General features: G+C 62.4%; 22 protein-coding genes. 14 read left to right on the forward strand and 8 right to left on the reverse strand.

Annotated features, from left to right (window positions below; translation table 11 throughout):
- The first annotated feature begins 7 nt into the window (after nucleotides 1-7).
- Complete coding sequence (rsmA, locus tag ABVQ20_RS11405) at nucleotides 8-832, forward strand: 16S rRNA (adenine(1518)-N(6)/adenine(1519)-N(6))-dimethyltransferase RsmA (protein ID WP_354459595.1); 825 nt, start codon at nucleotides 8-10, stop codon at nucleotides 830-832.
- Nucleotides 833-865: 33 nt separating this feature from the next.
- On the opposite strand, the gene gmk is transcribed toward rsmA, so the two are convergent.
- The 7 genes from gmk to fabD form a co-directional block, all read right to left on the reverse strand.
- Complete coding sequence (gene gmk / locus ABVQ20_RS11410) at nucleotides 866-1,540, reverse strand: guanylate kinase (protein ID WP_354459596.1); 675 nt, start codon at nucleotides 1,538-1,540, stop codon at nucleotides 866-868.
- 3 nt (nucleotides 1,541-1,543) lie between these two features.
- Nucleotides 1,544-2,434, reverse strand: a complete 891-nt coding sequence (locus ABVQ20_RS11415) for a YicC/YloC family endoribonuclease (RefSeq protein ID WP_354459598.1) — start codon at nucleotides 2,432-2,434, stop codon at nucleotides 1,544-1,546.
- 175 nt (nucleotides 2,435-2,609) lie between these two features.
- A complete protein-coding gene (gene mltG / locus ABVQ20_RS11420; protein WP_354459599.1) occupies nucleotides 2,610-3,881 on the reverse strand; it encodes an endolytic transglycosylase MltG in 1,272 nt (423 codons plus the stop codon).
- A gap of 213 nt (nucleotides 3,882-4,094) precedes the next feature.
- Nucleotides 4,095-5,357 carry a beta-ketoacyl-ACP synthase II gene (fabF, locus tag ABVQ20_RS11425; RefSeq protein ID WP_354459600.1) on the reverse strand — a complete coding sequence of 421 codons (1,263 nt, stop codon included), beginning with the start codon at nucleotides 5,355-5,357 and terminating at the stop codon, nucleotides 4,095-4,097.
- 34 nt (nucleotides 5,358-5,391) lie between these two features.
- The gene (locus tag ABVQ20_RS11430; RefSeq protein WP_006203723.1) at nucleotides 5,392-5,628 is read right to left on the reverse strand and encodes an acyl carrier protein; all 237 of its coding nucleotides are present in this window, start codon (nucleotides 5,626-5,628) and stop codon (nucleotides 5,392-5,394) included.
- 200 nt (nucleotides 5,629-5,828) lie between these two features.
- Complete coding sequence (fabG, locus tag ABVQ20_RS11435) at nucleotides 5,829-6,566, reverse strand: 3-oxoacyl-[acyl-carrier-protein] reductase (protein WP_354459601.1); 738 nt, start codon at nucleotides 6,564-6,566, stop codon at nucleotides 5,829-5,831.
- Nucleotides 6,567-6,622: 56 nt separating this feature from the next.
- A complete protein-coding gene (gene fabD / locus ABVQ20_RS11440) occupies nucleotides 6,623-7,564 on the reverse strand; it encodes an ACP S-malonyltransferase (protein WP_354459602.1) in 942 nt (313 codons plus the stop codon).
- Nucleotides 7,565-7,830: 266 nt separating this feature from the next.
- Here fabD and ABVQ20_RS11445 point away from each other — a divergent pair, with 266 nt between their 5' ends.
- Nucleotides 7,831-9,759, forward strand: a complete 1,929-nt coding sequence (locus ABVQ20_RS11445) for an LTA synthase family protein (protein WP_354459603.1) — start codon at nucleotides 7,831-7,833, stop codon at nucleotides 9,757-9,759.
- Between the two features lie 31 nt (nucleotides 9,760-9,790).
- Here the strand turns inward: ABVQ20_RS11445 and ABVQ20_RS11450 are convergent, their stop codons facing one another.
- Entirely contained in the window at nucleotides 9,791-11,443 is a 1,653-nt protein-coding gene (locus ABVQ20_RS11450) for a pilus assembly protein TadG-related protein (protein WP_354459604.1), read from the reverse strand.
- Nucleotides 11,444-11,902: 459 nt separating this feature from the next.
- Here ABVQ20_RS11450 and rpsF point away from each other — a divergent pair, with 459 nt between their 5' ends.
- The 12 genes from rpsF to ABVQ20_RS11510 all read left to right on the forward strand — a co-directional run bounded on the left by rpsF (nucleotide 11,903) and on the right by ABVQ20_RS11510 (nucleotide 22,725).
- Complete coding sequence (gene rpsF / locus ABVQ20_RS11455; protein WP_354459605.1) at nucleotides 11,903-12,397, forward strand: 30S ribosomal protein S6; 495 nt, start codon at nucleotides 11,903-11,905, stop codon at nucleotides 12,395-12,397.
- Nucleotides 12,397-12,645, forward strand: coding sequence for a 30S ribosomal protein S18 (rpsR, locus tag ABVQ20_RS11460; RefSeq protein ID WP_006203718.1), 249 nt, complete (start codon nucleotides 12,397-12,399; stop codon nucleotides 12,643-12,645). Before rpsF ends, rpsR begins: the two co-directional genes overlap by 1 nt.
- Nucleotides 12,646-12,902: 257 nt before the next feature.
- Entirely contained in the window at nucleotides 12,903-13,487 is a 585-nt protein-coding gene (gene rplI / locus ABVQ20_RS11465; protein ID WP_354459606.1) for a 50S ribosomal protein L9, read from the forward strand.
- A gap of 167 nt (nucleotides 13,488-13,654) precedes the next feature.
- Complete coding sequence (locus ABVQ20_RS11470) at nucleotides 13,655-14,944, forward strand: cyclopropane fatty acid synthase (protein WP_354459607.1); 1,290 nt, start codon at nucleotides 13,655-13,657, stop codon at nucleotides 14,942-14,944.
- 86 nt (nucleotides 14,945-15,030) lie between these two features.
- Nucleotides 15,031-15,354 (forward strand): YnfA family protein, encoded by a 324-nt coding sequence (locus ABVQ20_RS11475; RefSeq protein ID WP_354459608.1) that lies wholly within the window; start codon nucleotides 15,031-15,033, stop codon nucleotides 15,352-15,354.
- Between the two features lie 3 nt (nucleotides 15,355-15,357).
- Nucleotides 15,358-16,344: a small ribosomal subunit Rsm22 family protein gene (locus ABVQ20_RS11480; protein ID WP_354459609.1), complete on the forward strand. Its 987-nt coding sequence runs from the start codon at nucleotides 15,358-15,360 to the stop codon at nucleotides 16,342-16,344.
- 130 nt (nucleotides 16,345-16,474) lie between these two features.
- A complete protein-coding gene (locus tag ABVQ20_RS11485; RefSeq protein ID WP_354459610.1) occupies nucleotides 16,475-17,188 on the forward strand; it encodes a DUF1428 domain-containing protein in 714 nt (237 codons plus the stop codon).
- A 28-nt stretch (nucleotides 17,189-17,216) separates the two neighbouring features.
- On the forward strand, nucleotides 17,217-17,582 hold the full coding sequence (locus tag ABVQ20_RS11490) for a YciI family protein (protein ID WP_354459611.1): 366 nt from the start codon (nucleotides 17,217-17,219) through the stop codon (nucleotides 17,580-17,582).
- Nucleotides 17,579-18,808 (forward strand): RNA polymerase sigma factor, encoded by a 1,230-nt coding sequence (locus ABVQ20_RS11495; protein WP_354459612.1) that lies wholly within the window; start codon nucleotides 17,579-17,581, stop codon nucleotides 18,806-18,808. Before ABVQ20_RS11490 ends, ABVQ20_RS11495 begins: the two co-directional genes overlap by 4 nt.
- Before the next feature lie 228 nt (nucleotides 18,809-19,036).
- Nucleotides 19,037-20,527 carry a replicative DNA helicase gene (locus tag ABVQ20_RS11500; RefSeq protein ID WP_354459613.1) on the forward strand — a complete coding sequence of 497 codons (1,491 nt, stop codon included), beginning with the start codon at nucleotides 19,037-19,039 and terminating at the stop codon, nucleotides 20,525-20,527.
- Between the two features lie 41 nt (nucleotides 20,528-20,568).
- Nucleotides 20,569-21,972, forward strand: a complete 1,404-nt coding sequence (radA, locus tag ABVQ20_RS11505; RefSeq protein WP_354459614.1) for a DNA repair protein RadA — start codon at nucleotides 20,569-20,571, stop codon at nucleotides 21,970-21,972.
- Nucleotides 21,973-22,044: 72 nt separating this feature from the next.
- A complete protein-coding gene (locus tag ABVQ20_RS11510) occupies nucleotides 22,045-22,725 on the forward strand; it encodes a CvpA family protein (RefSeq protein WP_354459615.1) in 681 nt (226 codons plus the stop codon).
- The last annotated feature ends 84 nt before the right edge of the window (nucleotides 22,726-22,809 follow it).

The following is a 22,809-nucleotide window of genomic DNA, read 5'->3' on the forward strand; positions in this document are numbered from 1 at the left end:
TGCCAGCATGAGCATCGACGGCCTGCCGCCGCTTCGTGACGTGATCGAACGCCATGGCCTGCAAGCGAAAAAGTCGCTCGGCCAGAATTTCCTGCTCGACTTGAACCTGACAGGAAAAATCGCGCGCAGCGCGGGCGACCTGACTGCAACCACCGTGATCGAGGTCGGGCCAGGCCCCGGTGGGTTGACTCGCGCGCTGTTGTTGCATGGCGCCAGCCGCGTCATCGCCATCGAGCGGGACGAGCGCTGCCTGGCTGCATTGGCGGAAGTGTCGGATCATTATCCGGGCCGGCTGGATGTCATCGCTGGCGATGCGCTGAAAACGGATTTTGCAGCCCTTGCCGCAGACGGTCCGACGAAAATCGTTGCCAACCTCCCCTACAATATAGGCACCGAACTCCTCGTGCGCTGGCTGACAGTCACCGACTGGCCGCCTTTCTATACATCGATGACGCTGATGTTCCAGCGCGAGGTGGCCGAGCGCATCGTCGCCGCTGCCGGCAGTGATGCCTATGGCCGGTTGGGGGTGCTTACCGGCTGGCGCACGGAAGCCAAAATCGCCTTCGACGTGCCGCCGCAGGCATTCACGCCGCCGCCCAAGGTTACCTCGTCGGTGGTGCATCTGGTGCCACGTCCGACGCCCTTGCCTGTCGACGTCAAGCGGCTCGGACGTGTCACCGAGGCCGCCTTCGGCCAGCGCCGAAAGATGCTGCGGCAAAGCGTGAAGAGCCTGGGTGGCGAAGCGCTGCTCGAGCGCGCGGGCATCGACCCGACCCGGCGCGCCGAGACGCTGAGCGTCGAGGAATTCGTACGGCTGACCAATTCGGTATAGCTCCCCTTCTCCCCGTCTACGGGCAGGAGGAAATCAGCCCGTCTTCTCGTCCAGAAGCCCGGAGACGAAATCAAACAGGCCCGGCCGCCGGTCACGCCGCAACCGTTCGGCAATGACGATACCGCGCACCTCGGCGAAGGCGCGATCGAGATCGTCATTGACGATGACGAAGTCGTATTCCTTCCAGTGCTCGATCTCGTTGCGGGCGTTCTTCAGCCGCATATCGATCACCGATTCCTGATCCTCGGCGCGGCGCTTGAGCCTTGCCTTCAATTCCTTCATCGACGGCGGCAGGATGAAGATCGAGACAATATCGGCGCGCATCTTCTCCTTCAGTTGCTGGGCGCCCTGCCAGTCGATGTCGAACAGCATGTCGCGGCCCTGCGCCAGGGCCAGTTCGGCTGGCTCGCGCGGCGTGGCATAGCAATTGCCGTGCACCTCCGCCCATTCCAGCAGGGCATCTGAATCGCGCAGCCGCTCGAACTCGCGCATCGTGCGGAAGTGATAGTGGACACCCTCGATTTCGCTGCCCCGCCTTGGCCTGGTGGTGACCGAGACCGACAATTCCAGGCTGGAATCGCTCTCAAGCAGATTGCGCGCGATCGTGGATTTACCGGCACCGGACGGCGACGACAGGACCAGCATCAACCCCCTGCGGCGAATGCGCGAACCCAGATCTCTTGCGGCTATCGGATCTTTGGCCACCATCAGTTATTCCAGATTCTGTACCTGTTCGCGAAACTGATCGACGACCGCCTTCAGCTCCAGCCCAATGGCGGTGACGGCGGCAGCGTTCGACTTCGAGCACAGCGTATTCGATTCGCGGTTAAATTCCTGTGCCAGAAAATCGAGCTTGCGGCCAATGGCCCCGCCGCCCTTGAGCAGCGCTCGGCCTGACGCCACGTGCGTTTTCAGGCGGTCGATCTCTTCGCGAATGTCGGCCTTGGTGGCGAGGAAAGCCGCTTCCATGTGCAACCGGCTCGCGTCGAGATTGGCGGAGGCGTCCATCAACAGCCGAACTTGTTCCGCGATCCGTTCGCGGATCGCGGCCGGCTCGCGTGACGGGTCCGCCTCGGCCCGCAGTGTCAGCGCCTCGATGGCATCGATGTGGCCGGACAGCAGCGCACGCAGCGCCTCGCCTTCCCCTTGGCGTGCTTTTTCCAGCCCGCCCAGCGCCTCCTCAAGCGTGGCCAGGATCGCAGTGTCGAGTGCAGTCCGCTCGTCCTCGGTTTCGGTGATCTCGGGGATGTCGAGCACGCCGCGCAGAGACAACAGCCCATCCGCGGTCGCCGGCGCCACGCCGAACTGCTCCTGCAGCCGCTTGGCCAGCCCGGCTACATCCTTCAGGAATGCTTCATTGACCACTGGCTGCGCCTGCGAGCCGGCTGCGCGGCCGATCGTCAGCGTCGCCTGGAAATTACCTCGCGAAAACCGCTTCTGGATCGTCTGTCTGACCGCGGGCTCCAGTCGCTCGAATCCCTGCGATAGCCGCAACCTGACTTCGACGCTCTTGCCGTTGACGGATTTGACTTCCCAGGCAATCGCAGTGCCGGTGTACTCGCCCGCGGCGCGTGCAAAACCAGTCATGCTCTGCAAATTCATCTTGTCCGTACGCCCCTTGGCGCATGATCTCGAAAACCGAAAGCGATCGTGCGCAGCTTCAAATTCTTGAGCATCCCCCCGCGCTTCCATTCGGCGGCGCGGCGCTCCCTCAAAATGTCAGTCCGCCTTTGCGCACAAGAATTGGGGACGCAAAGGATTTTGGCCGCGGTGCAGCCTACTGTGCCGCGCCAGCGTCGCCGCCGCCGAGATCATCGCCGCCATTGTCCACCGGCTTTTTGGCATTGCTGTCACTGCCGGAGCTGCCATTACCCGTCTGATCCGCGCCACCTTTGGCGGCATCAGCCTTGGCGGCATCGTCTGCCTGCTTCTTCTGCAGCGCCCGGTAGCGGGCAACGTTCTGGTTGTGCTCTTCCAGCGTCGAGGCAAAGACGTGGCCACCCGTACCGTCGGCGACAAAATAGAGGTCATCAGTCTTCGACGGATTGGCGACCGCTTCAAGTGCCGCCCGGCCGGGATTGGCGATCGGCGTCGGCGGCAGGCCGTTGATCAGATAGGTGTTGTAGGGCGTCGGCTTCTGGATGTCCGACTGATAGATCGGGCGATCGGCCGGCTTTCCCTTGCCGCCGAACAGACCATAGATGATGGTCGGGTCCGACTGCAGCCGCATGCCCTTGGCCAGTCGGTTGAGGAAGACGGCGGCGACGCGCGAGCGCTCATCACCCCTGCCCGTCTCCTTCTCGACGATCGAAGCCAATGTGACGAAGTCGTCGATACTGGCCAGCGGCAGATCAGGCGCGCGGCGTTGCCAGACATCCTCGACCAGTTTCTTCTGGTCGGCCAACAGCTTGTCGACCATCTGCTGGCGTGTCGCACCGCGGGTGAAGCGCAAGGTGTCGGTGGCGAGGCTGCCTTCGACCGGTGCGGTCTTCGGCATGTCACCGCTCAACGCATCCTGCTCGGCAATACGCTCCAGCGCCTGCTCAACCGTCAGCCCTTCAGGTATGGTCAGCGAATACATCACCGACTTGCCGCTCTTCAGCAGGTCCATGATGTCGCGCATGGATGCCTGGGGCTTGATTGCGTATTCACCGGCCTTGAGCGCCGAATCGTTTCCGTAGACACGCACACCAAGGCGGAACACACGGGCGTCGCTGATCAGTCCGCGCCGCTCGAGTTGGTCAGCAATGTCCTGAACACCGGAGTTCTGTTTCACCATGAACGTGTCGCCGTTGGCCGACGGGCCTGGTTCATTGAATGCTTGCCTGCCGAAGTAGAGCACCAGGCCACCTGCCAGGATTACCAGCATGATCAGCGAGAAGAAGAAGTTCATGAACACGACGATCTGGCTGCGCGAGGCGCGCGAGCGGCTTGGCGGCGGCGTGCCGACTTCGGGCCGCAATGCCTCGCTGGCAGTCTTCGGCACGATAGGACCTTGCGCCGCGGGCCTCTGGCCGAATTCCCCGTTGTTTGCCGGATTTGTGGTCATAGCGCCCTACCGTTTGATCTCTTAGAGCGACGTGCATCCCGGTGGATGCACAAGGTGCGCTCTAACATTTCAAGTCTGCGCATCGTGCTTTGCGAAAATCGATTTCGATTCTGATACCGATTCTCGGGCCGATGCGCGAATCCCCTGCGGCAGAGTAGAGGCGAATATGGCGAAATTGACGACGCGGCGAGGCGATGCCGACCGGCGAACCGGTCAGCCATTGTAACGCTGGAAGACAAGCGAAGCGTTGGTGCCGCCAAACCCGAAGGAATTGGAAAGCGCGACGTCGATCTGACGAGGCCGCGGTGTGTTCGGCACCAGATCGATGGCCGTTTCCCGCTCGGGATTGTCGAGGTTGATGGTCGCCGGCGCAACGTTGTCGCGTATGGCCAGAATCGAGAAGATCGCCTCGGCGGCACCCGCCGCGCCCAAGAGATGGCCAATCGACGACTTGGTCGACGACATCGATATCTTCGAGGCGGCGTTGCCGACCAGCCGCTCGACCGCGCCAAGTTCGATCGTGTCGGCCATGGTCGAGGTACCATGAGCGTTGATATAGTCGATATCCGCGGGCGTAAGCTTGGCCCGGTTCAGCGCCGCCGTCATGCAACGGAAGGCACCGTCACCATCTTCAGCCGGCGCCGTGATGTGATAGGCATCGCCCGTAAGACCGTAGCCGGTCACTTCGGCATAGATCTTTGCGCCGCGCGCCTTGGCATGCTCGAGTTCTTCAAGCACGACGACGCCGGCGCCCTCACCCATGACAAAACCATCGCGGTCGCGATCATAGGGGCGCGAGGCTTCTTGCGGCGTGTCGTTGCGCTCGGTGGACAGCGCCCGACAAGCGGCAAAGCCAGCAAGTGAAAGCCGGGTTACCGGTGCTTCGGCGCCGCCGGCCAGCATCACATCGGCATCGCCGAAGATGATCAACCGGGCGGCATCACCGATGGCATGCGCCCCGGTCGAGCAAGCGGTGACGACGGCGTGGTTGGGGCCTTTCAGCCCGTGTCGGATAGACACCTGCCCAGACACCAGGTTGATGATGTTTCCCGGGATGAAGAACGGGCTGATGCGACGCGGCCCGCGCTCGTGGAGAATGAGCGCGTTCTCGGCGATGCCTTCAAGGCCGCCGATGCCGGAACCGATCATGACGCCCGTGGCGCAGCGCTCCTGCTCGCTCCGAGGCTCCCAGCCGGAGTCCCTCAGTGCTTCGTCGGCGGCCGCGATCCCATAAAGGATGAAGTCGCCGATCTTGCGCAGTTCCTTAGGCTCGAGAATAGCCTCTGGATTGAGCGTTCCATTGCTGCCGTCACCGCGAGGAATGACGTGTGCGATCTTGCAGGCAAGATCGTCCACCTCGAATTCGGTGACTCGTTTGGCAGCGCTTCGGCCGGTCAGAAGTTCCTTCCAGCTGTGCTCAAAGCCCATGCCGAATGGCGACAACAACCCAAGGCCCGTGACGACGACACGCCTCATCGCAGGTCCTCCCCAGGTGATGACTGCGAAAGCGTCAGGCCGAAGCCTTGTCGATGTACTTCACGGCATCGCCGACAGTCAGAATGGTCTCGGCCGCATCGTCGGGGATTTCGACGCCGAACTCTTCTTCGAACGCCATGACGAGTTCAACCGTGTCGAGGCTGTCCGCGCCCAGATCATCGATGAAGCTTGCCTGCTCCGTCACCTTGTCGGCATCGACGCCAAGATGCTCGATGACGATCTTCTTGACGCGCTCTGCGGTGTCACTCATGTGGGCATCCTCGTCTTTTGTTTGTCTGTCTTCGTTAGCGGGCAGAATGCCGCTAATCAAGCTGAAAGATGGTCCTGCCGGAAACGCAACAGCACAGGACCGGTTTTTGCCCGAACCGCCGGGTTACGGGCCGCATTACACGAAAACCTGCCCGGGTCCAAGGCGAAATGGTTGCTTTTCACAGCCCATCGGGACCTTGTTCAGATCATCGCCATGCCGCCGTTCACATGAATGGTCTGCCCGGTGACATAGGCGGCCTCGTTCGAAGCGAGATAGGCGACCGCGGAAGCGACTTCAGCGCTGGTACCCATGCGCCGGGTGGGGATCGCCGCCATGATCGCCTCCTTCTGCTTGTCGTTGAGCTTGTCGGTCATCGCTGATTCGATGAAGCCCGGTGCGACGCAGTTGACGGTTATGTTGCGGGTCGCGATCTCCTGCGCCAGCGATTTGGACAGGCCGATCATACCGGCCTTGGACGCGCAATAGTTCGCCTGCCCGGGATTGCCGGTGACCCCTACAACCGAGGTGATGTTGATGATGCGGCCATGCCGGCGCCGCATCATCGGATGGGTCAGTTCGCGGGTCAGCCGGAATACGGCGGTCAGATTGACCTCGAGCACCGTGTCCCAGTCGGCGTCCGACATGCGCACGAACAGGCCATCCTTGGTGATTCCGGCATTGTTGACGAGGATGTCGACGCCTTCGAGATCGGCCTCTGCCTTCTGGCCGAGCGCCTTGACCTCATCGCGATTCGCCAGGTTGGCCGGAAAGAGCTTGACCCGCTCACCCAGTTCCGCGGCCAGCGTCTCCAGCTTCTCGATGCGCGTGCCATGCAGCCCAACGATGGCGCCCTGCGCATGCAGCACGCGGGCGATCGCCTCGCCAATGCCACCGGATGCACCGGTGACGAGCGCCTTGCGGCCAGTCAGATCGAACATTTTCTTCCCTTTCAAGAGAACACCCTTCGTATGGGTGAGATCAGAATCGAGCCTGATTATGCAAGCAATGCCAATGCCGCATCAACGTCGGCGGATGTACCTATGGCACTGGTGGCGATGTCGCGATTGATGCGCCGCGCCAGACCGGACAGGACTTTTCCGGCGCCAACCTCATAGAGCGTGGTCACGCCGTTCTGGCCGAACCATTCGACGGTTTCGCGCCAGCGCACACGGCCGGTCACCTGCTGGACCAATCGGCGAGCGATTTCGTCCGGATCGTTCGATGGCGTCACCGACACGTTGGAGACCACGGGAACGACCGGCGCGTTTTTCGTCACGCCGGCCAGCGCTTCGCGCATCACATCCGCGGCCGGCGCCATCAGCGCCGAATGGAAAGGCGCTGAGACCTGTAGCATCAACGCCCGCTTGGCGCCCCTTTCCGTGCAAAGCTTCGCGGCCAGTTCGACCGCCGCCCTGGCGCCGGAGATCACCAGCTGGCCGCCGCCATTGTCGTTGGCGATCTGGCAGACAGAACCCGTGGCGGCCTCGGCGCAGGCGGCTTCGACATCGGCCTGCTCCAGCCCGATGATTGCCGCCATGGCCCCCTCGCCGGCGGGCACCGCCGCTTGCATGGCATTGCCGCGTATCCGCAAAAGCCGGGCGGCGTCGCCAACCGAAACAAAGCCCGCGGCGGCCAGTGCCGAATATTCGCCCAGCGAATGCCCGGCGACGTAAGCGACCTTGTCCTTCAAGGAAAAGCCGCGCGCTTCGAGCGCCCGGATCGCGGCCAGCGATACTGCCATCAGCGCCGGCTGGGCGTTGGCGGTCAGCGTCAGCGTCTCTTCGGGTCCCTCCCAGATCAGCTTCGACAGATTTTCGCCAAGCGCGTCATCGACTTCCTGGAAGATTTTTCGCGCTTCCGGGAAGGCATCGGCCAGATCCCTGCCCATGCCGACTGCCTGGCTGCCCTGCCCCGGAAACGTGAATGCGATGGCCATATCCTGCTCCAGCAACTGATTTTGCCTGCCTGTGACGCAAGGCGGGCGGCCAAGTCAAGCCCACGCCTTGGCCGCCACTTTGCAGACCTTGGCACGGAAATGCCGGCCGAGTGTCTGTTCCATATGGTTTTTTGACGATCACTCGTGATGAAAACCGCTCACGATTCGCCTGCTGGCTCTTCTCATTTTCGCCACAGGCGCTAGTTTCGCGTCACAGTTCAATGACAATTCAATGACGAATATATTGCAGGCCGGGGAATTCTAGATTGGCAAAAGGTTTGAAAGGCGCCGGCAAAGCCGCGCCGCAATTTCTGGAAGGCGATCCGTCGACTGGATATCTGCCGGGCAGGGCCTTGCCGATCATTCGCTACGGCCTGACCAGCCTGCTTGCCTCAGCCATCCTGGTGTTCGCGATCGAACTGATCGTTCGCGGAGATTTTGCCGGCACCGTTTCCTTCTTCTTCCAGCCCTTCAAGCCGGGCTGGACCACTATGGTGGTGTTCGCCCTGATCATGATCGGCCTCGATGCCGTGCTCGGCCGCACACACCAGAGCTTGATGATCATTGCGCCGCTGACCTTGTCACTGGCCTTTGTCGGGCACCAGAAATCGCTCTATCTCGGCGATCCGCTCTATCCGACGGATTTCCTCTATGCCCGCCAGATCGTCGCGCTGTTGCCGCTTCTGGTGCGTGATCGTCCGATAACGGCGCTCGCCATGGCCTTCGGCATCGTCGCCGGCCTCGCATTGCTCGTCTTCGCGTGGCGCCAGTGGCGCCGCCGCGTTCCGTCATTGAGTCACAAGGGGCGTCTTGCGCGGCTGACGCTGGCGGTGCCGCTGCTCGCCTTCTTCGTCTCGATCATGGATTACGCGACTTTCTCATGGACGCGCGACCGACTGCAGATCATTCCGATGATGTGGGACCAGAAGGAGAATTACGCCTCCAACGGCTTCGCGCTCGCCTTCGCGCTCAATGTGCCGATGGCCCATGTCACGGCACCGGCAGGCTATTCCGACAAGGCGATCGCAGCGATCCAAAAGCCCGATGTGGCGGCCTCGGTGCCGGACGAGAAGCCCGATATCATCATCGTCATGAGCGAATCCTTCTGGGATCCGGCCATTCTGCCTGACGTCACGATCACACCCGATCCGATTCCCACGGTGCGGTCGCTACGCTCGGGTTATGTTTTCTCGCCTGAGTTCGGCGGTATGACCGCCAATGTCGAGTTCGAGGCGCTGACAGGCTTCTCCAACGCCTTTCTGCCGGCTGGCAGCATTCCCTATCAGCAGTACGTGCGCGCACCGGTTCCGTCGATGGCGACATTCCTGAAAAGCGAGGGCTACGAGACGCGCGCCATCCATCCCGGCACCAGTTGGTTCTGGAACCGCACGCCCGTCTATGCCGATTTCGGTTTCGACGACTTCAAGTCCGAGGAAAACCTGCCGCCGATGGAACGACGCGGACCGCTGGCCTCCGACGCCGCCATGACCGACGAGATCATCCGCGAGGCCGATGACACCGACGATCCGTTCTTCTTCTTTGCCGTCAGCCTGCAGAACCATGGGCCCTATGAGCCCAACCGCTACGTCAATCCGACCCACACCGTCCAGGCTCCGACCAGCCAGTGGGCGCGCGACTCGCTGTTGTCCTATGCCGAAGGCGCCTCCGACGCCGATCGCGGCCTCCAACGGCTGATCGAATGGGCAAAGCAGCGCGAGCGGCCGACGGTGATCGCCTTTTTCGGCGACCATCTGCCACCTCTCGGCCCGGTCTATGTTGAAACCGGCTTCATGACCAACAACGTCGCGCCACGCAGGGAAGCCTCCGTTGAAGCCGCTTTGCAGCACCGCCAGACGCCCTTGGTGGTGTGGTCCAACCGCACCGGCGCGGCCAAGGATCTGGGCGCGGTCAGCCCTGCCTTCCTGCCCTACCACGTCATGAGGACGGCAGGCATCAGCCATCCCTATTACACCGGCTTTCTGGGCGAGATGCGCGAGAACTATAGCGTCGTCGACCGCAACCTCTTGCTGAAGCCTTCGGGCGAGGCAACACCCGACTGGGCGCGACAGAAGGACATAGACCCTGCCATCCGCGACTTCCAGCTGCTGCAATACGATATGATGTTCGGCAAACGCCACGCGGCGCCCGACTTCTTCCCCGAAACGGTGGACAAGCTCGTCGCCCATACCAGTTAGGCAGCAACCTCTGTTGTTCGGAAGAGGTCGCCTAATTGATCAATTGCAGCTTGGAGAACTTGTTGGCGATCTGCTGAAATACATTCGGCAGCTTGCTCGGATCGTTGACGGCATAATAGTCAACCGGGTTCGACGCACATGCGCTGTAGAGCGTGCGGTTGGCAGCCGTGTCCGACTGCAGCACCATGGTGTAGATTTGCGCACCCTGGCTCTTGAGCTGGGTGCAAACGCTTTTGGTCCAGCCGTCGACATTGCGCGCGGCCGTCGTCTGGTTGTCCGATCCGAAGCGTCCACCCGCCAGATAGCCGTAGGAGGTATAATCGGATTTGGTCGGCTGGTTGCTGGCGCCATAGACAACGTTCTCACCATCGGTCAGCAACATCACGACCTTGCTGACGCCAGGCGTCTTCCACGGTGTTCCATCTGTGTAGGGCGGATCGGGCGACAGCACCCGCATCCCCCATGACAGGCCTTCCGACACATTGGTGCCCGAGCCGTTCCACTCGGTCATCTCGCTCGCCGCCTTGCGCAGCTTGTCGAAATCATCGGTCAACGGGACAATCGGCGTGGGGCAAGCGCGGTTCGGGCCGACCGTTAAGGCACCGCTCGATTCGGTGATGATCTTGTTGGTGGGGGCGACATATTTCGCGATCTTCTCCATGTTGGCAGCCAGCAGCTGGTCGGCAACACCACCAACAAGACCACTCAGATCGATGCCGAGAATGTTGACGCCCGACTGTCCAAGCTTGGTCTTGTCGCTGATATCATCGAGATAGGAATTGTTATAACCGGTCGCCGAATTGCCGTAGGAACTCGACGGCTTCTTGGCAACCTCCGGATCGTCGGGCGCGAAATAGGGCACGAAGAGCGTGTCGGGCCTGGACGGATCGGGCGGGGTGTCGGAGATATTGTAAGTGCCCGGCCGCGCCTCCACGCAGCCTTTCCAGCCAGTGCCGTTCCAGCCTGTCCTCTTGGCGACCGGCACGTCCTGTTGAAGCTGCTTGAATAGCGCCATGTGATGAGGGCGCTTGCCGTCTATAACCGGGAAATTGATGCCGTTGGTCGACGACTTTCCGTCCATGTCGATCCATGAGGGATCGAAACCTTCGCCATTGACGTTGACCGCGGTGACAAAGGGAACCAGTGACACGCGCACCTTGCGTGTCGGCGACTTGACCGCCTCGAGATAGTCCAGCAGCGATTTCGTCGCCTGTCTCAGCGCGGTCATGCGCGCGCCGGCCATGGAGCCGGTATTGTCCAGCACCAACACGACTTCTAGCTGATTGTTCGATTCGACGGCGGAAGCATCAGCGGTGATGTGCTTCTCGTTTCCGAACAGGAAGGCAAAGTTCAAATTGACGTCCGCCGACGCGACCGCCTTCGTCCTGACGAAATTGACACCCTTGTCGACGGTCAGCGTCGCCACCGCGTTGCCCAATTCGCCGTGACCGGCGATATTGGCCTGGAAGTAGCGGTTGAAGGCGTCCGGCCTGGTGACGTCGAGGTCGCCCAGATGCGATGAGGCAAGGTTCGCCGCATCGAGCGCGTTCTGCAGGTTGCTCTTGGCCCTCATCAAGGTCGAGACATCCGACGCAAAGGCAATGGCCGTCAGGATCGCCGGCAGCCCAAGCGCCAGCAGCAAAGTGAAATTGCCGCTCTTCGAGCGACAGAAATTCTTGAGCATCCTTACCCCCCGGACGTGCCCAGTCTTCCGCTTTGAGCGCGGCTATCCCGATCTCCTGCACCCTTCCTGGTGAATTGATGGTTGATAGTGCCATGCAATCGTGCGCAACCTGACATGGTGGTTAAAGACAGGTTTCCGGAAAGCCCCTATATCGCCGGTCGCAGCCCGCTCTGCGACAAAGCCGCCTGAAACACGGCCGCCCTTGCCTTCCCTGAGGATTGCTGTATAGACGCCCGCAATCTGCCGGTCCTTGCTGGGGGCTGAACGGAGGGCCGGAGGTTTTCCAAAACCTTCGCGTGGAACCAGAAGCGTTTCCGCCTCCCGTGTCTCCGCTCTCGACCGTCTCGTCATGCTCCTTTCTTCCCCCTTCCCCTCACCGGGACCAGTGGGTCAGAGAAGTTGCAGAGGCTTTTGCCGCCGGGACCGGGAGAGAAACGAAGAAAGGCTTAGAGATACAATATGGCTCTTTACGAACATGTGTTTCTTGCCCGGCAGGACCTCTCGCAGCAGCAGGTCGATGCACTTGTCGAACAGTACAAGGGCGTCATCTCCGCGAATGGCGGGTCCGTCGGCCGGGTCGAGAACTGGGGACTGAAGTCCCTCACCTACCGGGTCAACAAGAACCGGAAGGCATACTACACGCTCATGGACCTCACCTGCCCGCCGGCAGCGCTCAACGAGATGGAGCGCCAGATGGGCCTGTCCGAAGACGTGCTGCGTTTCCTGACCATCAAGGTCGAGGCGCATGAGGAAGGCCCGTCGGCCATGATGCAGAAGCGCGAAGAGCGCTCCGAGCGTGGTGGATTCGGCGATCGCGACCGTGGTGATCGCGGCCCGCGTTCATTCGGCGACCGTGATCGTGGCGATCGTCCGCCGCGCAGCTTCGGCGGTGACGCCGGTGCTGATCGTGGTCCGCGCCGTCCGCGCGAAGGCTTTGAAGGGGGTGCAGAATAATGGTCGACATCAATCAGATCCCGACCCGGCGTCCGTTCCACCGCCGCCGCAAGACCTGCCCGTTCTCCGGCGCCAACGCGCCCAAGATCGACTACAAGGACGTGCGTCTGCTGCAGCGCTACATTTCCGAGCGCGGCAAGATCGTGCCGTCGCGCATCACCGCCGTCAGCCAGAAGAAGCAGCGTGAACTCGCCAAGGCGATCAAGCGCGCCCGCTTCCTCGGCCTGCTGCCCTACGTGGTTCGCTAAGATTTCTAAAGCGGGCGGCTTGCCGCCCGCTCTTCTCCCACGGCGACGGGCGCCGTAGGGTTAGTTTGATGATGCATGTCGTTGTCCCAAAACCGGGAAACCACTTTTGGGCGACATGCATTGAAATCCCGGGTTGGGGCAAGAAGCCTCTAACTGCCGCGACAGGCAGGACAGCGACACCAGCGCCCGATGCGCTCAAGCTTCCTGACCTGTTCCATTGAATTCGGCGCTTGCGCCCACCTGAAAGGAACAAAATCATGGACGTCATTCTTCTCGAACGCGTTTCCCGCCTCGGCCAGATGGGCGATACCGTCAAGGTCAAGGACGGCTTCGCCCGCAACTTCCTGCTGCCGCAGGGCAAGGCGCTGCGCGCCAACGAAGCCAACAAGAAGAAGTTCGAAGGCCAGCGCGCCCAGCTCGAGGCACGCAATCTCGAGCGCAAGTCGGAGGCGACGCAGGTCGCTGAAAAGCTCGACGGCAAGAGCTTCATCACCGTTCGCTCGGCGGGCGAAACCGGCCAGCTCTACGGTTCGGTGTCGACGCGCGATATCGCCGACCTGCTGACGGCGGAAGGCTTCTCTGTCGCCCGTAGCCAGGTTCTGCTCAACCATCCGATCAAGACCATCGGCCTCACCAACGTCGCGATCGCGCTGCATCCGGAAGTCGAAGTCACGATCACGCTCAACATTGCCCGTACGGCCGACGAAGCCGAACGCCAGGCCAAGGGCGAGACGCTGACCACCGCCGAAGCCATCTACGGCGACGACATCAACGACAACGCCCGGCCGGAGAACTTCTTCGACCCGAATTCCGAATTCGAAGGCGGCGAAGACAACGCCTGACGATCAGACGCGCGCGGATAGCCGCGCGGCGCTCTAGACACTTCCAGTTTCTGGACCAATGCCCGGGCCTCTCGCCCGGGCATTTTTGTGCCAAAAGGAACTTTTCGAACCCCTATATATTGATGCAGAGTAGGACAGCCTGTCTGACCGAGAGGGGACATTTGGTCATGAATATTCTGTTGAAGCGCGTTCTCGACCGCCTGGTGCGCATAGGCAATCTCAAGGTAACTGGCCCCAAGGGCTCGACGGTGGTTTTCGGTGACGGCAGCGGTGAGCCGGTGCACATGCACATCAAGACTGCACATGCCGAGCGCGCCATCACCTTCGATCCGATGCTGGCGGTTCCGGAAGCCTATATGGACGGCGAACTCGACATTCTCGAAGGCGGCGTGCTGGGTGTGATGCGCATCGCCTTCCAGAACATGGGCAGTGGCGGCATTGATGCCACCTGGTCGAAAGCCATCGAAGGCCTGCGCCACGCCTTCCGCCGCCTGCAGCAGATCAACACCGCATCTCGTTCGCGTCGCAACGTGCAGCGTCATTACGATCTGTCCGGCGATCTCTATCGGCTCTTCCTCGATGAGGACATGCAGTACTCCTGCGCCTATTTCGAGCAACCGGACATGACGCTCGACGAGGCGCAGGCCGCCAAGAAGCGCCACATCGCCGCAAAGCTCCGGCTGAAGCCCGGCCAGACCGTGCTCGACATCGGCTCGGGCTGGGGTGGACTCGGTCTCTATCTCGCCAAGGCTTTCGATGTCGATGTGCAAGGCGTGACGCTGTCGACCGAGCAGCACGCTGTCGCCACCGACCGCGCCCATGCGCAAGGGCTGGAAAGCCACGTGCATTTCGAATTGAAGGACTACCGAGAGCTCAACGAGCGTTTCGACAGGATCGTTTCGGTCGGCATGTTCGAGCATGTCGGCGTCAACCATTTCCGCACATTCTTCGACAAGTCGGCGACGCTGCTCAAACCGGACGGCGTCATGCTGCTACATACGATCGGCCGCTCCGGCGTGCCGTGGGCGACCAGCGCCTTCATCCGCAAATACATTTTTCCGGGCGGCTACATCCCGTCGCTCTCCGAAGTGATGCCGGCGATCGAGAAATCAGGGCTTGTCGTCACCGACGTCGAGATCCTGCGGCTCCACTACGCCGATACGCTCAAGCACTGGAGCCAACGCTTCGCCGCCAACCGCGACAAGGCCAAGGCGATCTATGACGAGCGCTTCTGTCGCATGTGGGAGTTCTATCTGGCCGCCTCGGAAGCCGCCTTCCGCTGGCAGGATCTGGTGATCTTCCAGATCCAGATCGCCAAGAAGAACGACACGCTGCCGATGTCACGCGACTATATCGGCAAATGCGAAAAGGCCCTGGAGATGCGCGACATGGGCCACCGCGAAAAGGCGCCTGCCGCCGCCAAGCCCGCGCGTCGTCGCAAGGTCGCTGACAAATAGCGGGCCGCAGCAATCACGCTATTGCCGCTTGCCATTGCCGGCTGCTGCCCTGAAAAAGGTCTCGCCTATGCCGCGAGACCTTTTTGATGAATTATATCCTCTACATCGCCGCCGCCCTTGCCGAGATTGCCGGCTGTTTTTCTGTCTGGGCATGGTGGCGGCTGGAAAAATCGCCGCTTTGGCTGGCGCCGGGCCTCGTCTCGCTCATCCTGTTCGCCTGGCTGCTGGCGCTGGTCGACACGGCGGCCGCTGGCCGCGCCTATGCTGCTTATGGCGGCATCTACATCGCCGCCTCGCTGACATGGCTGTGGCTGGTGGAGGGCGTGCGCCCTGACCGCTGGGACCTTGCTGGCGCCGCACTCTGCATCGCCGGCGCGTCGATCATCCTGCTCGTTCCGCGGGGAGCCTAGATCATGGAGCTCCCCGCTCTGCTTCGGCAGGCCGTCGACCGCATGCTTGAAAAGGTGCCGCTGCCCGTGCTCAAGCAGGCCGCCAAGACGCTTTCGGACCGCTACCGCGCCGAATTGCGGGATGGCCGCCTACACATGGCCGAGGACTTGGCCGTCAAGGCGTATCTGGCGACGCGGCTGCCGGCGACCTATGCCGCCGTTCGTGCCAGTCTCGATGCACTCGAAGAAGCAAGACCGGAGTTCACGCCCAGGACATTACTCGATGTCGGCGCCGGCCCTGGCACTGTGCTTTGGGCCACGACCGATCTGTGGCCCGATCTGCGACAGGCAACGCTGGTCGAGGCCAGCAACCCGGCGCGCAAGGTTGGCGAGACGATGGCCGCGGGCGCGGTCACTTCCGAGATCACCTGGCTTGCCGGGGACATCACCATCGACCTGTCCGACCTCAAGCCCGCCGACCTCGTCACCGCGGCCTATGTGCTGGACGAGATCACGCCGGCATCGCTGCCGAAGCTCACCGACCGCCTCTGGCAACTCACCGCCGACACGCTTCTAATCGTCGAGCCGGGCACACCGGCCGGCTGGCAGCGCATCCTTGCCGTGCGCCGGCAACTGATCGAAGCCGGCGCGCATGTGCTTGCACCTTGCCCGCATGATGCACCCTGCCCGCTTGCCCAACCCGACTGGTGCCATTTTGCCCGGCGCGTCGCCCGCTCGCGCCTGCACCGGCTGGCCAAGGATGCCGAAGTGCCATGGGAAGACGAGAAATACATCTTTGTCGCCGCGTCTCGCCAGCCTGCTCCTTCCCGGCATGCAAGGGTGATCGCGCCGCCGAAATCCGGTTCCAGCAAGATTCTGCTCAAGCTTTGCGAAGAAGATGGCAGCGCTGCCGAAAGGCTGTTCACCAAGCGCGACGGTGAACTGTTCAAGCGCGCCCGACGCCTGGACTGGGGCGACACGCTGTCTTCCGGTTCGGGATTGCCCGAATAAACGCCCGGCGTGGATCTTCGAGCCGGCAAGAAAAATTTCAAGGCGATGTCGAATCCGCGCGATGCCGTTCGACCATTGGCGTTCCGGTCCCTTTGAGGAACCGGGAACCATCAGCCAGAGGAGAACAGCCATGAGCTATATCGCAGGATTTGTCGCCGCGGTGCCCGCCGCCAATAAGGAAGCCTACAGCAAGCATGTCGCGAAGGCGGCCTCGGTGCTGAAGGAGTTCGGCACCACGCGCATCGTCGAGGCGTGGGGCGACGATGTGCCCGGCGGCAAGATCACCGACTTCAAGGGTGCGGTGAAAGCAGGGCCGGACGAAGTCATCACCTTTTCGTGGCACGAATATCCCGACAAGACGGCGGCTGACGCAGCCTACCGGACCATGATGAGCGACCCGCGAATTGCAGAGATCGGCGCGACCATGCCTTTCGATGGCCAACGCATGATCATCGGCGGCTTCACGCCGATCATCGAACAGGGCAGTCCCGGCAAGACCGACTATATCGATGGCTCGCTGGTGCCGGTCCCGATGGCCAGCAAGGCCGCTTACCTTGCCGTGGCGTCAAAGCAGGCTGCTGTTATCAAGGAATATGGCGCCACCCGCGTCGTCGAGGCCTGGGGCGACGACGTTCCCGACGGCAAGGTCACCGACTACAGAAGCGCGGTGAAGGCAACACGCGACGAGACGGTCGTTTATGCCTGGATCGAATGGCCGTCGAAGCTGGTCCGTGACGAAGCCTGGAAAAAGGTCATTGCCGATCCGCGCATGTATGCGGACATAATGCCCTACGACAACCAACGGCGGATCCATGGCGGCTTCGCGCCGATCCTCGACGCCTGATCCCAACAGCCAAGACAAGGAGACCACCATGCGTTATGCCTGTCTCATCTACTATCATCCCAAGACGCTGTTCGGCGGCAGCCCCAAGGCCGATGCCGCGCTTGCCGAATGCGCCGGATATGACGTTACCCTGCAGGCCAGCGGCCATTTCGTTACGGCCGAGGCTCTGGTGCTGCCGGAGGAGGCGATGACCGTGCAGGTCCGCGACGGCAAGATGTCGGCTGTCGACGGCCCGTTCATGGAGACCAAGGAGATCCTGGGCGGCATCGTGGTGATCGAGGCTCGGGACCTCAACGAGGCGGTGCGGGTCGCAAGCGGGCATCCGCTGGCAACGATAGGCCATATCGAAGTCCGCCCTGTGGTGGACTTCAGCCAGCCGCGTCCTGTCCTGTGAGCACGGCCGGCACGCGCGACGCCCTGGAAGCGGCCTACCGCACCGAGGCGCGGCGCGTGCTGGCAACCTTGGTCCGCCTGCTCGGCGGGTTCGACGCGGCGGAGGATGCCTTGCACGAGGCCTTCGCCGCCGCAGCTGAACAATGGCCACGCCAGGGCATCCCGACCAACCCCTACTCCTGGCTGGTCTCGACCGGCCGCTTCAGGACCATCGACCGCTGGCGCCGTCAGGCGCGGCTGGCCGATGCCTTGCCTGAACTGACGGCGCTCGCGGGACCGGCAGCTGAACCGGCTGAAACCGAAGAGATACCGGATGACGAGTTGCGGCTGATCTTCACCTGCTGTCATCCCGCACTGGCACCTGACGCACGCATCGCGCTGACGTTGCGCGAGGTGGGCGGCCTGACCACCGAAGAGATCGCCCGCGCCTATCTGACGCCGGCGCCGACCATTGCTCAGCGCATCGTGCGCGCCAAGGCGAAGATCCGCGACGAAGCCATCCCCTACGAGGTGCCAGATCGCAGTGAGCTGCCCGCCCGGCTCGAAAGCGCGCTACAAGTGATCTATCTGATCTTCAACGAGGGATACGCGGCAACGCAAGGGGAGAGCCTGACGCGGGCTGACCTGTCCAGTGAAGCCGTCCGGCTCGGCCGCCTGATGGTCGAACTGCTCGATCAGCCCGAAGCGCTCGGACTTCTGGCCCTTATGCTGTTGCACGAGGCTCGTCGCGCAACCCGGGTCAATCCGGCCGGGGATCTTGTGCTGCTCGAGGATCAGGACCGCTCGCAATGGGACCGCGGGCTCATCGAGGAAGCAAGCGGCCTTATAGGGCAAGCACTCGCTTCGCGCCGCGTGGGACCTTACATCCTGCAGGCGGCAATCGCGTCCGTACATGCCGAGGCGGCGAGCACCAACGAAACCGACTGGGCGCAGATCATCGCGCTTTACGATGTGCTCGCCCGCGTCGCTCCCTCTCCTGTGGTGGCGCTGAACCGCGCGGTGGCGCTCGGCATGCGTGACGGGCCGAAGGCCGGGTTGGTGGCGATCGAAGCAGTATTAGGCCAGGGCGGCCTCGCCAACTATCATCTGGCTCACGCCGCACGCGCGGACATGCAGCGCCGGCTCGGACTGACCGAATCGGCGCGATCTTCCTATCAGCAGGCGCTCGAATTGACGCGACAGCCCGCCGAGCGCCGCTTTCTGGAAGCGCGTCTGGCCCAGCTTTGATCCATGCGCTGCAGCTTTTGGCCCTTCGAAGCCCCTCTCAATTTTCTTGTTTTGTTCCGCCCGTGGCGATATCGTTGCCGCTCGATTCGTCAATCGAATTTCGCGTGGATTGCTGAGTAATTTTTTCGACGCTGTGAATCGTGTGCACAAGCGGGATAAGTCAAAGTTTGTTTATGCCCCGCCAATCGTCTCTGCTAGCGACGGGTCGGGATCAAGATCGGGGATATTATGGCAGAAGCAGCGCGAAAATTCGGCGTGGCGGAAACACCGCTCTATCGCGAGGCCCCGAACAACATCGAGGCCGAGCAGGCGTTGCTTGGCGCCATCCTGGTCAACAATGATGCCTTCTACCGCGTTTCCGACTTCCTGAAATCGAGCCATTTCTACGAGCCGCTGCACCGCAAGATCTTCGAGATCGCGGCCGAGTTCATACGCATGGGCAAGGTGGCGACACCGATCACGCTGAAGACCTTCCTGCCCGCCGACGAGAAGGTCGGCGACATGACGGTGGCGCAATACATCGTGCGGCTGGCGGTCGAGGCCGTCACCGTCGTCAACGCGACCGACTATGGCCGCGCCATCTACGACCTTGCGACGCGGCGCGCGCTGATCACGGTCGGCGAGGACATGGTCAACATCGCCTATGACGCCCCGGTGGACATGTCACCCGGCGAGCAGATCGAGGATGCCGAACGCCGGCTGTTCGAACTCGCCGAAACCGGCCGCTACGACGGCGGCTTCGAGAGCTTTTCCGATGCCTTGAAAACCGCCGTCGACATGGCTGGCGCCGCCTATATGCGCGACGGCCATCTGTCGGGTGTTTCCACGGGCCTGCGCGATCTCGACCATCGCATGGGCGGCCTCCAGCCGTCCGACTTGATCATCATCGCCGGCCGCCCCGGCATGGGCAAGACCTCGCTTGCCACCAACATCGCCTACAACATCGCCGCCGCCTATGAGCCGGCGCCGCAGGCCGACGGATCCTTCAAGGCGGCCAATGGCGGCGTCGTCGGCTTCTTCTCGCTGGAAATGTCGTCTGAACAGTTGGCCACCCGCATCATCTCCGAGCAGACGGAGATTCCATCGTCGAAGATCAGGCGCGGCGACTTGACCGAGGCCGATTTCGGAAAGCTCGTCGCCTACTCCCAGGAAAACCACAAGCGCCCGTTGTTCATCGATCAGACCGGCGGTATCTCGATCGCCCAGCTGTCCGCCCGCGCACGCCGCCTGAAGCGTCAGCGCGGACTGGATGTGATCGTCATCGACTATATCCAGCTGATGCAGGGCTCGTCCTCGAAATCCTCGCAGAACCGCGTGCAGGAAATCACCGAGATCACCACCGGATTGAAGGCGCTTGGCAAGGAATTGAACGTTCCAATCATTGCCCTTTCCCAGCTTTCGCGTCAGGTCGAAAACCGCGACGACAAGCATCCGCAACTGTCCGACCTTCGTGAATCGGGCTCGATCGAGCAGGACGCCGACGTGGTGCTCTTCGTGTATCGAGAGGAATACTACATCAAGAACAAGGAGCCGGAGAAAGACACCCCGGAACACCTCGCCTGGGAAGCGAAAATGAACGAGGTCCAGGGCAAGGCCGAAGTGATCGTGGCAAAGCAGCGCCACGGGCCGACGGGCACCGTCAGCCTAGCGTTCCAGGGCGAATTCACGCGCTTTTCCGATCTTGCCGAAGAGCATCATATTCCGGAGAGGTTCGAGTAGCCCTTGGCCAGCCTTTCATTCCGCCATGCAGGCCGTAGCTGATGGCCAAATCCCGCGTTCAGTTCATCTGCCAGAATTGCGGCTCAGTGCATCAGCGCTGGGCCGGCAAATGCGATGCCTGCGGCGAGTGGAACACGCTGGTCGAGGAAGGCACGGCGGGGGGCATCGGCTCCGGGCCGGCCAATACGCGCAACGCCCGCAAGGGCCGCGCGGTGGTGCTGACGACGCTGTCGGGTGACATCGAGGATGCGCCACGCATTATCTCCGGCATTGGCGAACTCGACCGCGCCACCGGCGGCGGTTTCGTGCGTGGCTCGGCGCTGCTTGTCGGCGGCGACCCAGGCATCGGCAAGTCGACACTCCTGACCCAGGCGGCGGCCGCCCTTGCGGCCAAAGGACACCGCATCGTCTATGTCTCCGGCGAAGAAGCCGTCGCGCAGATCAGGTTGCGCGCGCAGCGGCTGGGCGTCGCCTCGACGCCGGTCGAACTTGCCGCCGAAACCAACGTCGAGGACATCCTCGCCACCATTGCCGACGGCAAGCGGCCAGATCTGGTCATTCTGGATTCAATCCAGACCTTGTGGACCGATATGGCCGATTCGGCGCCTGGCACCGTCACCCAGGTGCGCGCTTCCGCTCAGGCTATGATCCGCTATGCGAAATCCACCGGAGCGGCGATCGTATTGGTGGGCCATGTCACCAAGGAAGGCCAGATCGCAGGTCCGCGCGTCGTCGAGCATATGGTCGACGCCGTGCTCTATTTCGAAGGCGAAGGCGGTCACCACTACCGCATCCTGCGGACGGTGAAGAACCGTTTCGGGCCGACCGACGAGATCGGCGTGTTCGAAATGTCGGACAAGGGTCTGCGAGAAGTCGCCAATCCGTCGGAGCTTTTCCTGGGCGAACGCCATGCCAAATCGCCGGGTGCGGCGGTTTTCGCCGGCATGGAGGGGACGAGGCCGGTGCTAGTCGAGATCCAGGCACTTGTCGCGCAATCGTCGCTCGGCACGCCGCGACGCGCGGTGGTCGGCTGGGATGGCTCACGGCTGTCGATGATCCTGGCCGTTCTCGAAGCCCATTGCGGCGTACGCTTTGGCCAGCACGACGTCTATCTGAACGTTGCAGGGGGCTATCGCATCTCGGAGCCCGCGGCCGATCTGGCAGTGGCGGCGGCACTGGTTTCCTCGCTCACCGGTCTTGCCCTTCCCGCCGATTGCGTCTATTTCGGCGAAATCAGCCTTTCGGGCGCCGTGAGGCCAGTTGCGCATGCGCAACAGCGCCTCAAGGAAGCCGAAAAGCTGGGTTTTGGAAGCGCGGTTCTGCCCTCGGGCAGCGGGGAACTTGCCGGGGGGATAGGGGCCGGTTCCTTCCAGCCCACCGAGCTTGCCGATCTCGTGGCACGCATAGCCGGCACACGCCGAAGCCGCGTGGACGAGGAAGACTAGAGCATCGGACCCGAAAGTGGGAAAACCCGATGCTCCGCGCTATAATGCGGCTCATGGAGTGGGGCGAAAGACATGCCGATTACGCTGCTTGACGGAATTCTCGTCGGCTTCACCCTGGTCTCGGCGATGCTCGCCATGGTTCGCGGGTTTTCGCGCGAAGTCCTTTCCGTGGTTTCCTGGGCAGCGGCAGCCGCTGCGGCTTTCTTCTTCTACAAGCCGCTTCTGCCCTACATCCAGCCTCATATCGACAATGACAAGATCGCCATGGCGGCTTCCGCCGGCGTCGTGTTCATCGTCGCACTGATCGTCGTCAGCGTCATCACCATGAAGCTCGCCGACTGGATCATCGATTCCAGGATCGGCGCGCTCGACCGCACGCTCGGCTTCCTCTACGGCGCGGCGCGCGGCATCCTGGTTGTCGCCGTCGCCCTGATGTTCTTCAACTGGCTGGCCGGCGCCAAGGCCCCGGCCTGGGTCGCCGACGCCAAGTCGCGCCCGTTGCTCGAATCGATCGGCACCAAGCTCGAAAGCCTGATGCCCGCCGACACGGAAAATGCGATCCTCAAGAAGCTCGGTTCGAAGGCTGGCGCCGGCGCGCCGGCAGCCCCCGACACGCCAGCGGCGGACGCGCCGGCGACAGGCGACGATTCCAATACCCCGGCGCCCGATGACAACGACGCGGCGCCGGGCGACAATGCGCCCGCAAATCCGGCACCAGCCCCAGCACCAGCCAACCCGCCGCCGGCAAACTGACGCGAAAAAGTCGACGATCATGTGAATGGCTGCACGGCGCGCGTTGCTTTCGACGCGCACCGGCCCTATATGGCGATTTTAGCG

Source organism: Mesorhizobium shangrilense (genome assembly GCF_040537815.1).
Taxonomy (GTDB): domain Bacteria; phylum Pseudomonadota; class Alphaproteobacteria; order Rhizobiales; family Rhizobiaceae; genus Mesorhizobium; species Mesorhizobium shangrilense.